The organism is Nitrosopumilus piranensis (assembly GCF_000875775.1).
In the GTDB taxonomy this organism is placed as follows: Archaea; Thermoproteota; Nitrososphaeria; order Nitrososphaerales; family Nitrosopumilaceae; genus Nitrosopumilus; species Nitrosopumilus piranensis.
Map to the genome: position 1 here is coordinate 1,610,342 of NZ_CP010868.1, position 13,906 is coordinate 1,624,247.

The window sequence follows — 13,906 nt, forward strand, 5'->3', positions numbered from 1 at the left end:
TTATAATTTAATTAGTATGTAGAGTTGAAATTGAGGCTAAATTCTAACTTCTAATTGATTCAAAGCAGATTGTAAATCATCTAAATTTCTAAAATGAATAGATGACATACCACAGTTTTCTGCAGATTCAACATTAGATGGTTTATCATCAATAAATAATATTTCATCTACAGAATAAGGTAACCTTTGAATTACATGTTCATAAATTCTAGGGTCAGGTTTTGATAAGCCAATTTGATATGACATGAATTGGTATTCAAAATGAGATATTATGTTCCAATCATTTACAATGTTATGAGTTACTTTTTCAATGTTAGAGATTATTCCAATAGTAAATCCATTTTGCTTCAAATCAACGCTGAATTTTTTTACTTCAGTTTTTGGTACAGCATTTTTTCGAAAGTAGGTATCCCAAAGTGATTCTTTAGTGTTTTTCAATGAATCAGATTTAGTTTCAATTGCAATTTTACGCCAAAAATTTGATTCATTAATTTTTCCAGAATCTAATTCAGGTAGATGTTTATCAAATGCAGAAATGATCAAATCTTCTTTGATATCAAATCGTGTTGAAACTTCAGAAGTTATCCATGACATGTGCCAATCAACTAAGACACCTCCAATATCAAACAAAATACATTTGATCTTAGTCACAACAAAATTATCATTAAAGGAATATTCATAGATTTCAAAAGAAAGGAAGGTAGAGAGTTCTACTCTTCTACAGGTTCTGAATCATCTGTTTCAGCATCTACTGGAGGTGCTTTTACAGTTTCAACTTCTGGCGTAGTCTCAACTTCTGGTGTTTCATCAGTTGTTTCTACTTCAGGAATTTCTGTAGATTCTTCTGGAGTTTCTACTGTTGATTCCACCTCAGGCTCTTTTGCCTTCTTAGTGGTTGTCTTTTTGGTAGTCTTTTTGGTCTTTTTCTCAGCATCTTCAGGATCTATAACACCTGCTTCGCCTAGAGCAAAGATTACCTCTTCTTCCGGATGATGAGGGCTATCCACCATTCGGGCAATTCGTTTCTTGCCAGATTTCTTAAAGTAGATTCTGTAGGTACTAGTATGAGCAACTACATTTCCGCCAATTGGACGAGTTGGATCTCCAAAGAAGACATCAGGAGATGCCATAACTTGGTTTGTTGCAATTGCAGCACAGTTGTAAGTTTCTGCAATTCTAGATAACAGATGAACAAAGTGATTTAGTTTTTGTTGTCTGTTAGATAGTGTTCCTCTTCCAAGATATTCAGAGCGGAACAATCCAACTGCAGAGTCTGCTACAATTAGTTTAATGTTGTTTTCTTCAATAATTGGTCCAGCTTCTTCTAGAATCAATGTTTGATGTGCGCTGTTATATGCACGTGCAACAATGATGTTGTCTAGAACTTTTTCTGGATCCATCTCATGAGCTTGAGCAATAGATACGATTCTTTCAGGTCTGAAAGTGTTTTCAGTATCAATATACAAAACACTGCCTTCAAGACCACCCTCTTCTTTGGTTTTTTGAACCATAACAGACATTGTATGAGCAAATTGTGTTTTACCACAACCAAATTCACCATAAACTTCTGTTAGTGCTTGGGTCTCAATACCACCATCAAATAGTGTATCAAGACAGTTTGTACCAGTTGTAATTTTACCAATACTTTGACGGTGCTTGTAAATCTCACTTGCACTTGTAAAGTGTTTTGCAATTAATCCTCCATCAACTAAATGCTGACGGGCTTTATTGACAATTTTTTCAGCGGTGTCCTTTTCCATTCCAGTTATTTCTGCAATTTCGACTGGACCCCTAACGATGAGATCCATGACGTTGTGGACACCTGCATCGGATAATTTTCTTGTAGTTACAGGACCTACGCCCTCTAAACTATCTAATCTTAAATCTTCTACCATACCGTATGGTACGGTACCAGTACTTTATAAGAGTATTGTTTTAGAAAATGATCGTAAAGTGACAAAATTTTAGAAAAATTGACTATCGTCTCTTTCTTCTTTGTCCAGGTTTGTTTTGACCAGGAAATCTACCCAAGACAAATCTCTTTTTGAAATTACTCTTATTCCTAAGACTAGAATTTGTACCTACAATTTTACGTCCTTCTACCTTTGGAGTTTGTCCTCTTACTTTGCCTGCTTTTGTAAGTGAACCGTGAGTTGCCATGATCTACATTACAAATTAACGAATTTATGTATTTGGAATCTACCAGTACTTGTTCTTGACAGTCTCGATGACTTGTTCATGTTCTTTGCTCTTTCTGCGTGCATATCTTTCCATAGCACCCAATGGGACACCACCAAGAGATCTTGCTATGGCATTAAAGAAGTATCTTTGTGGCCCTTTTGAGCCAGTCTTAGTCATGAATTTTTGAATACCATACTTGAAATTGTGTTGCCATGTCTTGTATAAAACACCCAATTGTGCAGGAGTCATTTCATTTCCAATGTTAAAGAAATCAGATTTTTCAAGTAAACCAATTGGGACAAATGTCAGGGCAGTAGCAGTAAACATAGATTCAGGTTGCTCTCGTTCCAATTCACTGATTAAACGAATTGTTTCCCATGAATCCTCTGGTTGTTCATCATTGTCAAGTCCCATAATCAAAGTAAATGCAGGAATCCAGTAATCTTGGTTTAAGGTCTTTACACCTTCTTTTACAACCCAATGCCACTCATCAGGAGAGTACGGTGCAAGTTTTCTATCAGCATATTTTCCAATTAGTCTCAAACTTCCAGTTTCAAATCCAGCTTGAACACCAATCATGTTGTCAGGCCCTGCTTTCATAATTTTAGATAGATTTGGAATTAGTTTTTCATCAGCAATTGCTCCTGCCAATGTACCATGAGTAGGATTTGTGTGCTCAACACCAGTAGACATGATTGCAGTAAATAGTTCTTCTAATGCTTCTCTGTTTGGTTCCATTCCTTTTGCAGTTCGGGGATCCATTCCATAAACGAAAATATCATCACTATGAACCCATGCAGATTTAGAACCACCTTTCTTAATGTTAACTTCAATTTCTCTTTTGACTTTTTCAGGAGAATAGTATCGTAGTGATCTTAGTGTTACATCACAAAACTTACATCCTCTTCCACAACCACGCATAACTTCAATCATTCCATGCATACTTGGCTCTATAATGTCTGGAATCTCTTCCAAGTCAGGTCTATCCCAGAAATTAACAAATCTTCCATGAAGTTTTTTGCCGTTTCTTTCAAATTCTTTAATGTTAACTTTAAAGTCACTTCTCTTTCTGAAAGGATCCATGTTTTCAAAGTCACCGTTAATCAAATAGTTGAAGAACCTACCAGCATGTCCATCAATTTCAGGTGCAATACCACCAAGTTCGCCTTCCAAGATTGCATAAATTCCAAATTCTTCAATTTTTTCTGGATCATAATTATATTGCCAAGTTCCAGATGCACCAGAAATTACTTTGGCCTTACTTCCAGTTTTAGCTTTGGCAGCTTTGATTCTATGATGTAGTTCAGTATTGTAATACTCATCATAAGACATTTGCTTTCTACCATAAGTAAAAGTCATAGTTACAGGACCCATTCCAAGTGGATCCATCTCATATGTTCCAACAACTTGTGTTTCAGGCCCAATGAATTTTTCAATATGGTCCGGATGGGCAACAACAACATCTTGTCTACTAAATCCATCTCGTAGCAAACCGGCCTCTAATTTTCTTAGTCCATATGGAGCATAATTTGCAACTCCGTTTGTATGTGGAATATAATTACAGATAAAATCAAACAGAATTTTTGGAGTTACTTGTTTTCCAAGAATTTTATACCAAATACTCTTTGGGTCTCTATTAGGGTCTAAAGCAGGGGCACATCCAAAAAATGTAGCAAGAGACAATCCCCTATATGGCGACATTAGTGTACGATCAGCAGTTAAAACGATCTTTGGAGTTACCATTCCCTTCACGAAATTAATTTTATGATTTATTTTAAACCTTGCTGGTCAAATCTAATAATTTTCTAAAATTCCAGCCTTATTCCTATGAAAATTGCCAAATTCCTTATTTTTGGACAGGTGTTCTCCATCAAAAACGGTCCCATCCTTGCAAACAAGATCTTCCCCAATGCAACAACTGCCACATATTCCAACACCACACTTCATCATTCGCTCAAGACTGGCCTGAACAAAGATACCTCTAGAATGAGCAGATTGAACAGTTTTGTACATCATTATTTCAGGCCCACAAACATAAACAGCATCGTATTTTGCTTGACTCAGATGTTTTTCAACTAAATCAGTGACAAAGCCCTTTTCACCATAACTTCCATCATCAGTTGAGACAATTACTTTGTGGACATTATTTTCCAAAAGTCTATTTGCCAAATCTTCAAAAAATACTTCATCTTTTGATTTTGCACCAATCAAGACAGTAACATCATCTGTAGGTTTGACATGTATTAATAATCTCATCATTGGGACTAGACCAGTTCCACCACCAACTAGCAAAAGTTTTCCTTCTTTAAGATCAAAAGAATTTCCATAAGGTCCACGAATTCCAATTTGTTGTCCTACCTGTACATTAAACAAACCAGTTGAAGCGGCTCCATGTTTTCTAACAGTAAATGCTGCTTTACCAGATTCATTTGAAATCATCACACTCATTGGTAATTCATTGATTCCAGGAATCCAAACCATTGCAAATTGTCCAGGAAGAACATTTGACATGACTTCATCAGAAAAAATCAAAGTTCTAACAGTTGGAGTTTCATCAATTACCTTTTCAACAGTTACAATTGTTGTGTGATTATGATTTCTTTGCAAGTCCCACCATATCCTCAATTTTAGAATAGTTCTTTTTCTTCATGTATTGTAAAATCCCTGTATTAATTTCATCAAACACATCTATCCAATTATCACCAATTGCACTTCCAAGTTGTATGGCAGAAGCTCCTGCCAAGAAAAATTCTATTGCGTCCTCCCAAGTAGAAATTCCACCGCATCCAATAATTGGAATATCATATTTAGAAGAAATTTCATAAACACATCTTAATGCAATTGGTTTTATGGGAGTTCCAGACAGACCTCCAAATTTATTGCTAAGAATTGGACGTTGTGTTTCAACATCAATTGCCATTGCTCTAACTGTGTTGATAGCAGTAATTGCATCAATTCCAGATTCAATGGCGGTTCCCACAGTATTGAGATAGTGAGTAGTTCCTAACCCAACTTTAGCAATTACGGGTACATTTGTTGAGTTTTTGACAGTAGTGACAATTTTTTTGACTAGTTCAGGATCATCTCCCACCTCTAATCCAACTTTGGCAACATGTGGACAGGACAGATTCAATTCATAGGCAGTCACTTTACATTTTTCAAATTGTTTTATCATATTTTCAAAGTCTTCAGGGATTGAACCTACAAGACTAACAATAATTGGCACGTCTTTGTTTGGTTCAATCATTTTTGCAAAATTTTCAGCTCCAGGATTGGAAAGGCCTACAGCGTTAATCCATCCACCACCCTTAACACTAAAGATTGTGGGGTTGGGATATCCCTCCCAAGGTTCAGTACTAAGAGACTTTGTAACAACAGCCCCTGCACCTGAACGATAAAGGCGATTAAAAACATCTAGTGAAATCCCCAATATCCCAGAGGCTAGCATTACAGGCCTATCTAATCGAATAGGACCTATGGAAGTTACAAGATTGGGCTCCACTTTGATTAATGAGGGGAGTTTCGAATATAACAGTTGATTTGCGATTCTAATACCTTTTTTAAAGGTGGTTTAGATTGAACTAGACATGTATTCTGTGATTTTAACAGAATTGGGAATCTCAGTTTTTGATGATGAAAAACTAGAAAAATCATTTCCATTTTCAAATCCTGTTAAGGAATATCTACTAGTAAAAAACAAGGAATCAAAACTAAATGAACTCATAAACTATTTAGCTTCAATTCAAAGAGGAGTGTCAGTAAGTGATGATGCATTACTTGCAATTTTGAAAAAAAATAACATAGATTCTCAAATAATGGAGGATTCAGAATTAGAGAGAATTCAAGCATCAAAACCACAGATTATTGTGGATTCAGGTTTTGCATCTAATCCACAAGACGCACTAGGAAAACTAAGAGAGTTTGCTTTAGGATTATCATCTTCAAAAGTTACAGAAGTATCTGAGAGTCCAGATCTTCACATCATTCAAGCAATTAATTCATTAGATGAAATCGATAAAATTGCAAATGCTCTAAGTTCTAGATTAAGAGAATGGTATGGATTACATTTTCCTGAGCTAGATAATGTGATTGATAGTATTAACGGATATGCACAAATTGTTATGGCAGGAAAACGTGAATCATTAACAAAACAAGTTTTTGAAGATGCAGGATTTCCAGAATCAAAAGTTGAGATGTTGTCTTTAATTTCTACAAAAAGTAGGGGAGGAGACATATCAGATGTTAATCTTGCAATCGTTCAATCAATTGCAAAACAAATTTTAGATTTTCATGATCTACGTAAAAAACTAGAAGAACATGTTGAATCTGAAATGCAAACGATTGCACCAAATCTTTCTGCAATACTTGGTACTGCAGTAGGTGCCAGAATTTTAGGAAGAGCAGGCAGTCTTAAGAGATTAGCATCACTTCCAGCAAGTACAATTCAAGTTCTTGGAGCTGAAAAAGCATTGTTTAGATCATTGAAGACAGGTTCCCAACCACCAAAACATGGATTACTATTCCAACATGCAATGGTTCATGCTGCACCTAGATGGCAAAGAGGAAAAATTGCACGTGCAATTGCGGCAAAAGCAGTCATTGCTGCAAGAGTTGACGTCTATGGTGACGGGTTAAACAAAACATTACTTGAAAAACTCAATGTAAGAGTGGATGAAATTGGCAAAAAATATGAAAATCCAACAGAAAAAGACATCAGAAGACCAGAATCATTTAGACGAGATGGAGGTAACTTTAGAGATAATTCCAGACGTAGAGATGACAGAGGTGGACGTAGAGATGACAGAGGTGGACGTAGAGATGACAGAGGTGGACGTAGAGATGACAGAGGTGGACGTAGAGATGACAGAGGTGGACGTAGAGATGACAGAGGTGGACGTAGAGATGACAGAGGTGGACGTAGAGATGACAGAGGTGGACGTAGAGATGACAGAGGTGGACGTAGAGATGACAGAGGTGGACGTAGAGATGATAGAGGTGGACGTAGAGATGACAGAGGTGGACGTAGAGATGACAGACCAAGTTCAAATAAAAACAAAAAGAGAAAACAGTTTGGAAGAAGATAATCCAGCATTTTTCTGGATAAAATCTGAAGGCCAGCAAAAATTAGCTACTGAAAATTTAGTTCCAGGTAATCAAGTATACAAAGAAAAACTAATTGTCAAAAAGGGAATAGAATACAGACTATGGGATCCATTTAGAAGTAAACTAGCAGCTGCAATAATGAATGAATTAGAAAACTTTCCTTTTGAAAACAAAACCAAAGTGTTGTATTTAGGAGCATCAACTGGAACCACTGTAAGTCATATTTCAGATATTGTTGGACCAAGTGGAATTGTATTTGCAGTAGAACATGCAAGTAGAGTTGCAAGGGATTTTTTAGATAGAGTTGCAGCATATAGAAAAAATATTATGCCAATTTTACAAGATGCACGAAGACCAAAAGAATATTTTTCAGTATTTGGCAAAGTGGACGTAGTTTATGTGGATATTGCACAACCTGATCAGACAGAAATTGCAATAGATAACTGTGAAATGTTCCTAAAGAAAGGCGGTTATTTCTTTTTGGTAATTAAAACAAGAAGTATTGACGTAACAAAATCACCAAAAAAAATCATAGAAGAAGAAACTCAAAAATTACAACCAAAATTTGAAGTATTACAATCAATTGATCTGCATCCATATGATAAAGACCATGCAATAGTTATTGCAAAATCTAGAGGTTAATCATTCAATATTTTCTGTACAGGTTTCCAGCTTTTTCGCACGAATGTAGGCAGGGTATGATTAGATTTGTAATATTTAGTCACAAATTTCACAGTTTTTGAATCAGATGGATACCCACTTCCCAAATCATGATTTTTTCTCAGTATTTCAATTGCTCGATCACGGGTAACCTTGGCAAGAATAGAGGCTGCAGATACTATAACAAATCTACTATCTGCATGATGAAAAGACTTGATTTTATGATTATCAGATAATTTTGATATTTCTTTTCCAAATCTTTTAGGATTTACATCACATGAATCAACATATGATGTGTCAGGATTTAATTTTGAGACAACCCTTGCCATATATTTTGCCTCTAATTGATTCAAGCCATGTTTTTTTACACTTGCATCAATAGATCTTGGAGGAATCTTTGCAATGTAATAACTATCGGCTAGTTGAATAATTTTTTTGTAAAGAAGATTCCGGTTTTTTGGAGAAAGTTTCTTTGAATCTTTAACACCCAATGAAGAGAGTTTTCTTAATTTTCTTTTGTCAATAGAGATTCCAGAAATCACTAGTGGACCTAACATAGAACCACGTCCAGCATCATCAACTCCACAGATTTGCACGAATTTTGTCCTTAAACACAAGTATTAAACCATTATAGGCTTTGAAAAAATAGAAGAATGTTGGACATACCAAGTGAATCTTTTCAAGAAATTATTGAGGGGAAAACAAAGTTGTTGGTTCCAAAAGGATCTATTACAGAAAAGGTTCCACCAAAAGAACCAGCATTTTTTAATCCAAAAGCAAAACTAAACAGAGACTTTTCAATAATTGCATATGCAGCATTTATAGAAAAATTTCAAGGTCCAAAGATTTTCTTAGAAGGACTAGCAGGAATTGGGGCTAGAGGATTACGAGTTGCAAATGAATTAAAAATTGACAATTTGGTAATCAATGATCTAAATCCAACTGCATTAAAGATGGCAGAGTATTCAGCTAATCTTAATGGAATTAAAAACGTAGAATTTACTGAAAAAGAAGTATGCAGATTTTTTAGCAGTTATTCAAAAAAAGGACAAAGAGGTTCTATTGTAGATATAGATCCGTTTGGTTCTCCGGCAGCATTTTTTGACTGTGGAATACGTGCAACCATGCATGGAGGAATATTATCAACTGCAGCCACAGATTTACAGGTGTTAAATGGGCTTTTTCAGAGTGCCTGCAAGAGGAAGTATGGTGGAATTCCAATTAGAGTAGAATATGGAAATGAGATGGCAATTAGATTGGTGCTTGGGTGCTTACGAGTAGTAGCAGCAAGATTAGGAGTTGAAGTTAAACCAATGTTTGTTGAAAGTGATATGCATTACTATAGAACATATGTCAAAGTTCTAAACAGACCAGATCAGGAAGAAAACATTGGATATATTTTACATTGTAAAAATTGCGGATATCGAAAAATTTCATTCGAACAAAAACAAGAATGTGAATTATGCAAATTAAAAATTGGAATTGCAGGTCCACTATGGATTGGAAAAATTTTTGATAAAGATTTTCTGAAAGATATGTTAATTCAAATTTCAAATTTACAAGTTGACAAAGTTTGTGAAAAAACCCTAAACAAATGTCTATTAGAAGCAGAAATGCCTCCAACATATTATACACTAGATGAAATTGCAAAGAAAATGAAGACATCACCACCAAAATTAGAAGATGTAATAGAAAATTTACAAAAAAATGGTTTTGTTGCTAGTGTCACATCATTTAATCCAACAGGGTTTAGAACAAATGCAAAAATAAATAAGATAATTGAAATTTTTCAACTATCCAGTAAAGCCTAAACATACATAGTATAACTCACTACTTTGTTTTCTACTTGCCTTCGGTTTTGTAAGGTTGATGCGTGCAAATTTTTTCTTTATGTAATCTCTAAATTCCATAGAATATTCCCCATCAAAAACTTTGAAAACAGCATTGCCTTTATGTGCCAATACTTTATCCATAATTTTTGTGCAATCATAATTCAAAGATATTTGCTTGGCATGATCCACTGACCAATTTCCACTCACTTTTGGAGAAAGATCACAAATTACAGCGTTAACTTTACGTCCAAAATAAGACATTATCTCATCAACCATATTCTCATCTTCAATATCACCTCTAAGAATATGAGCACCAGGAATTTCTTCAACATATGACAAATCAATACCCATGACTTTACCCTGATTTCCTGCTAATTTGACAGCCATTTGTGTCCAACCACCAGGAGCACAACCAAGATCAAGAACATAGAATCCAGGACCAATAAGCCGGTAAGATTGATTTAGTTCTTTGAGTTTGTATGCAGCTCTACTTCGAAAACCTTGCTCATGTGCTAATTTTCGATAGTGATCTTTTCTAGCATCTAATAACTTCATTTGGCCTTCGCAGGTTTTTTCATTTCAGCAATTACCCAATCTTCAATGAACTGACAATTTCTAGGACTGATTTCACCTTCAAGAGAACATTTCTGCTCAACGGGACAAACCAAACAGGGAGCATTTTCAATAGATTGAGTACTAATTGGTGTCTTTTTTAGAATTAATTTGTAAGTCCATCGATTTTTTTCAAGAATCTTTTCTCTAGTAATTGTACCCATTCTTTCAAGTTTTAATGCTAAACGAGAGCCATCACGACTTGTAAGTTTAAGCTTCTTCCACAATTCACTTTGAAACATCCCTTCTGATTCACGTTCAGCTAAAATATCACAAACTTTGTTTGTGAGTCTTTCCATGTCAACTTTTTCAATTTGGAAATTTTCAATTTCTTCATCAGATAATTGTTCTTCTAGTTCTTCTTCAAGTGTTTTTTCAGCTTCTTTTTTTGCTTCTTCAATTTCTTTTTTAGTTAATTTTTTTTCTTTTGGAGGTTTTGCATCGGCTTTCTTTGTCTTTGCAGGTTTTGCATCGGCTTTCTTTGTCTTTGCAGGTTTTGCATCGGCTTTCTTTGTCTTTGCAGGTTTTGCATCGGCTTTCTTTGTCTTTGCAGGTTTTGCATCGGCTTTCTTTGTCTTTGCAGGTTTTGCATCGGCTTTCTTTGTCTTTGCAGGTTTTGCATCGGCTTTCTTTGTCTTTGCAGGTTTTGCATCGGCTTTCTTTGTCTTTGCAGGTTTTGATTTAGTCTTTTTTAAAGTAGAATCTAGAACATCTTTTTTCTTTTTAAGAGCATCAATCTCAGCTTTGATTTTCTTTGCTTCATCAACTAGTTCATCTTTTTTCTTTGCCATCAAATCACCTTATTTTTTAAATTTAATTTCATATTTTCCATAAAGTCATTCCTATTTAACAGTAAATTCTCCAGAAATAGAGATGTTTTTTAGATCTTTTGATATCATTTCAGCTACGATTTTGTAAGAGCCCGGAGTATCAATTACTTTTGAAAATTTATCCCCAATTGGAATTAATTCGTTTCTTTCACCAAAACATTGTTCAAAAAACCCACCTTGAGTAATTACATCTTTTCCAGAGTAAATTGTTACATAAAGATCTCCACAGTCAAAAGTGGCATCGTTTATTTCAATTGAGATTTCTACAGGTTCAGAAGTAGAATATGATTTTGATAGTCCAATTATTTCAATTTCAGTACCATGTGAAGATAATCCTCCAGAAAAAGACATGGATGGTATCATGTTTAGCTCCCTATCAGGTTCTTGAAGAATATCACCCATAACGGCTGAACCAAAAGCTACTGAAAAAATTACTGGTAAGACAAATACAATAAAAATTCTCTTTGATGCCATTTTGTTTTAAAATTACTGTTTCCCCTATATCTATTTAGCAAAACTATTGACTTCAGATCAATTTGACGAATGAGTTAAATCGTAGCCGGCTAAATATCGCTAGATGCGACTTAGAAAATTCAGAGTTAGGGCATATCGTTGCATTCATGATTCTGGTGAAATAACAGTTGGCGATTTAGCAGCATTTGTGGGAAGAAATGAAAGTGGAAAAACGACCATACTTCAAGCACTAACTCTTTTGAATAGAGATGAAGAGATTTCAGAACTAGATCTTTGTGACGAAATGAGTGAAGAACTCAAAGACGAGATTAGACTAGCTGAAGGGGAATTTGAATTAAATCAGCATGAAATTGAAATGCTAAAAGAAAAATTTCCAGGCCTGCCAGAAATAAAAAAGCTTAGATTATTTAGGACAAACAGAAGCCCCAAAGTCCAATATGAGTTTGATGACATTGAACTTGGAGAAGAAGAAAGTAAGGGACTTAATTCCTGGGAGAATTTCTCAAAACAAATAATAGAATTCTTAGATACAATTCCAAATCACCTTAGAATTCAAATTGACACATCATTTTTTGAGGGAGGTGTTCCAAATAATCAAGAATCATTTGACAGAGGAATGGCAGAATTTAGCAATCAATTTCATGTCATTGCAATTCAAGAACCTAAAGTAATTGAAGAGTGGGAAAAAATTTATGAGAGTCCAGAAAATCAGTTTTCAAATTTACTAAGTGGAAAAAGTGAGAAAACAGCTCTACAAAACTTTATTGAATCAGAACTGCATCCAAGGTTTGTTTATTTTTCAGATTATAAAAAAATCTATGGCAACATAAATCTCAACGAATATCTTAGAGAAGAGAAAGGGGAGAGAGCAGATTCTATTGAATATGTAGAAGAATTTGACAAGGCAGAGACGGTAAGAAATCTCTTCTACCTAGCAGAACTAGACATGAATGAATTAGAAGAGGTCAAAGAGAGTCCATCAAAGTGTATCAAACTACTCAATACTGCAAGTAATAGATTAACAAGTAAACTAAATCCTGCATGGAAAGGAGACCCAATCCATGTAGACTTGAGATACAACCCAGGAAACATCATGAGTGTTGTAATCTCAGATGTTCACAGGGATGGGACAGTAACTAACACAGGATTACTAAATAGACGAGCTGAAGGTTTCAAATGGACATTTTCTTTTATTGTAAACTTTGCAGCTGAAACACAACGAGCAGAATTAAAAGAAGCAATTTTACTTTTAGATGAACCCGCAAGAAACCTTCATCCAACTCAACAAATGGGAATTTCAGATTTGTTAAAAAATTTGGCAGGTTCCAACCAAGTTTTGTATGCAACACATTCACCATTTATGATCTTTGATTACACACCAGGAAATTTACTTGTAGTAGAGTTAGATAAACGAAAGCATCTAAGTAGAATATTTTATGATTATTGGAATGCAGATGACAAAACGCTGACTCCTATTTTGTATGGGTTATCAAGAGGACAAGTAGAATCTATCGTAGATAGAGAAATAGGAACAAATTCCAGACCAGTCATCATTGTAGAGACGATATCAGATTCAATGTATCTAAATGCATTTGACAAATTCTTACAAGATCCAAATATCTCAATGAATCCACTCAATGTAGTTGCAGCATACAACAAAAACTCGGTTCTACCTCTAGCAATTTTTTATAGAAACCATGGATACAGGACCTTTATTCTATTAGATAACACTGAAGAATCAAAACAAATTTCAGCCCAACTAGTTTCAAATGAATTTTCACCTATTCAGACTATTTTCTTTGAATTGGAAGGCAAAAAGCTTGAATCAATTGAAGACTATATTGTACTTGAAGATTATTTGCATCCAGTTAATCAGACATACGAGATTAAATTGAGACGAGAGGGATTCTCAAATCTTACCCCGGATGATGTTCTATCAAAAGATGGTAAAGGTAATTTGGAAAAATTAAGAAAGATTTGGCAGGAACATAATGATGATGATTGGGGCAAATTTAACAATGAAGAGATTACCAGATACATTTGTGAAAAAATTGCACTGGAGGAAACAAGTTTTCTCTCAGATAAAACAAAAGATCAATTTAGATCATTGTATAGACTAATTGCAGAACGAATTAGACAATACCAGAATGTCAATACAAAGTCAGATTTAGATAAGTTTCAAAAGGCCAAAGCTTAAGAAGTTTGCTCATGAAA

The 13,906-nt window shown here is 34.8% G+C and carries 14 protein-coding genes; 4 read left to right on the forward strand and 10 right to left on the reverse strand.

The window, feature by feature from the left end; genetic code table 11:
* Positions 1 to 36: 36 nt before the first annotated feature.
* The 6 genes from NPIRD3C_RS09740 to NPIRD3C_RS09765 form a co-directional block, all read right to left on the reverse strand.
* The gene (locus tag NPIRD3C_RS09740) at positions 37 to 651 is read right to left on the reverse strand and encodes an HAD family hydrolase (protein ID WP_160272933.1); all 615 of its coding nucleotides are present in this window, start codon (positions 649 to 651) and stop codon (positions 37 to 39) included.
* 59 nt (positions 652 to 710) lie between these two features.
* Positions 711 to 1,895: a DNA repair and recombination protein RadA gene (radA, locus tag NPIRD3C_RS09745; RefSeq protein ID WP_148703958.1), complete on the reverse strand. Its 1,185-nt coding sequence runs from the start codon at positions 1,893 to 1,895 to the stop codon at positions 711 to 713.
* Between the two features lie 82 nt (positions 1,896 to 1,977).
* Positions 1,978 to 2,160 carry a 30S ribosomal protein S30e gene (locus tag NPIRD3C_RS09750; protein WP_012215770.1) on the reverse strand — a complete coding sequence of 61 codons (183 nt, stop codon included), beginning with the start codon at positions 2,158 to 2,160 and terminating at the stop codon, positions 1,978 to 1,980.
* A gap of 39 nt (positions 2,161 to 2,199) precedes the next feature.
* Positions 2,200 to 3,924 (reverse strand): B12-binding domain-containing radical SAM protein, encoded by a 1,725-nt coding sequence (locus tag NPIRD3C_RS09755; RefSeq protein WP_148704193.1) that lies wholly within the window; start codon positions 3,922 to 3,924, stop codon positions 2,200 to 2,202.
* 51 nt (positions 3,925 to 3,975) lie between these two features.
* A complete protein-coding gene (locus tag NPIRD3C_RS09760; RefSeq protein WP_148703959.1) occupies positions 3,976 to 4,788 on the reverse strand; it encodes a dihydroorotate dehydrogenase electron transfer subunit in 813 nt (270 codons plus the stop codon).
* Complete coding sequence (locus NPIRD3C_RS09765; protein WP_148703960.1) at positions 4,772 to 5,683, reverse strand: dihydroorotate dehydrogenase; 912 nt, start codon at positions 5,681 to 5,683, stop codon at positions 4,772 to 4,774. The genes NPIRD3C_RS09760 and NPIRD3C_RS09765 overlap by 17 nt, the downstream gene beginning before the upstream one ends.
* A gap of 85 nt (positions 5,684 to 5,768) precedes the next feature.
* Between NPIRD3C_RS09765 and NPIRD3C_RS09770 the strand changes: the two genes are divergently transcribed.
* Positions 5,769 to 7,265 carry an NOP5/NOP56 family protein gene (locus tag NPIRD3C_RS09770; protein ID WP_148703961.1) on the forward strand — a complete coding sequence of 499 codons (1,497 nt, stop codon included), beginning with the start codon at positions 5,769 to 5,771 and terminating at the stop codon, positions 7,263 to 7,265.
* Entirely contained in the window at positions 7,210 to 7,926 is a 717-nt protein-coding gene (locus NPIRD3C_RS09775; RefSeq protein WP_237087663.1) for a fibrillarin-like rRNA/tRNA 2'-O-methyltransferase, read from the forward strand. The genes NPIRD3C_RS09770 and NPIRD3C_RS09775 overlap by 56 nt, the downstream gene beginning before the upstream one ends.
* On the opposite strand, the gene rnhB is transcribed toward NPIRD3C_RS09775, so the two are convergent.
* Positions 7,923 to 8,540, reverse strand: a complete 618-nt coding sequence (rnhB, locus tag NPIRD3C_RS09780) for a ribonuclease HII (RefSeq protein WP_148703962.1) — start codon at positions 8,538 to 8,540, stop codon at positions 7,923 to 7,925. The genes NPIRD3C_RS09775 and rnhB overlap by 4 nt on opposite strands.
* Positions 8,541 to 8,654: 114 nt before the next feature.
* Between rnhB and NPIRD3C_RS09785 the strand changes: the two genes are divergently transcribed.
* Positions 8,655 to 9,755: a tRNA (guanine-N1)-methyltransferase gene (locus NPIRD3C_RS09785; protein ID WP_237087664.1), complete on the forward strand. Its 1,101-nt coding sequence runs from the start codon at positions 8,655 to 8,657 to the stop codon at positions 9,753 to 9,755.
* Here the strand turns inward: NPIRD3C_RS09785 and NPIRD3C_RS09790 are convergent.
* The 3 genes from NPIRD3C_RS09790 to NPIRD3C_RS09800 are packed head-to-tail and all read right to left on the reverse strand — an operon-like array spanning position 9,738 to position 11,692.
* Positions 9,738 to 10,331, reverse strand: coding sequence for an RlmE family RNA methyltransferase (locus NPIRD3C_RS09790; RefSeq protein ID WP_148703963.1), 594 nt, complete (start codon positions 10,329 to 10,331; stop codon positions 9,738 to 9,740). The two genes, NPIRD3C_RS09785 and NPIRD3C_RS09790, sit on opposite strands and share 18 nt — an antisense overlap.
* Complete coding sequence (locus NPIRD3C_RS09795) at positions 10,328 to 11,179, reverse strand: helix-turn-helix transcriptional regulator (protein ID WP_148703964.1); 852 nt, start codon at positions 11,177 to 11,179, stop codon at positions 10,328 to 10,330. The genes NPIRD3C_RS09790 and NPIRD3C_RS09795 overlap by 4 nt, the downstream gene beginning before the upstream one ends.
* 51 nt (positions 11,180 to 11,230) lie before the next feature.
* Positions 11,231 to 11,692, reverse strand: coding sequence for a hypothetical protein (locus NPIRD3C_RS09800; RefSeq protein WP_148703965.1), 462 nt, complete (start codon positions 11,690 to 11,692; stop codon positions 11,231 to 11,233).
* 103 nt (positions 11,693 to 11,795) lie between these two features.
* On the opposite strand from NPIRD3C_RS09800, the gene NPIRD3C_RS09805 reads away from it, so the two are divergent.
* Positions 11,796 to 13,889 carry an AAA family ATPase gene (locus NPIRD3C_RS09805; RefSeq protein ID WP_148703966.1) on the forward strand — a complete coding sequence of 698 codons (2,094 nt, stop codon included), beginning with the start codon at positions 11,796 to 11,798 and terminating at the stop codon, positions 13,887 to 13,889.
* The last annotated feature ends 17 nt before the right edge of the window (positions 13,890 to 13,906 follow it).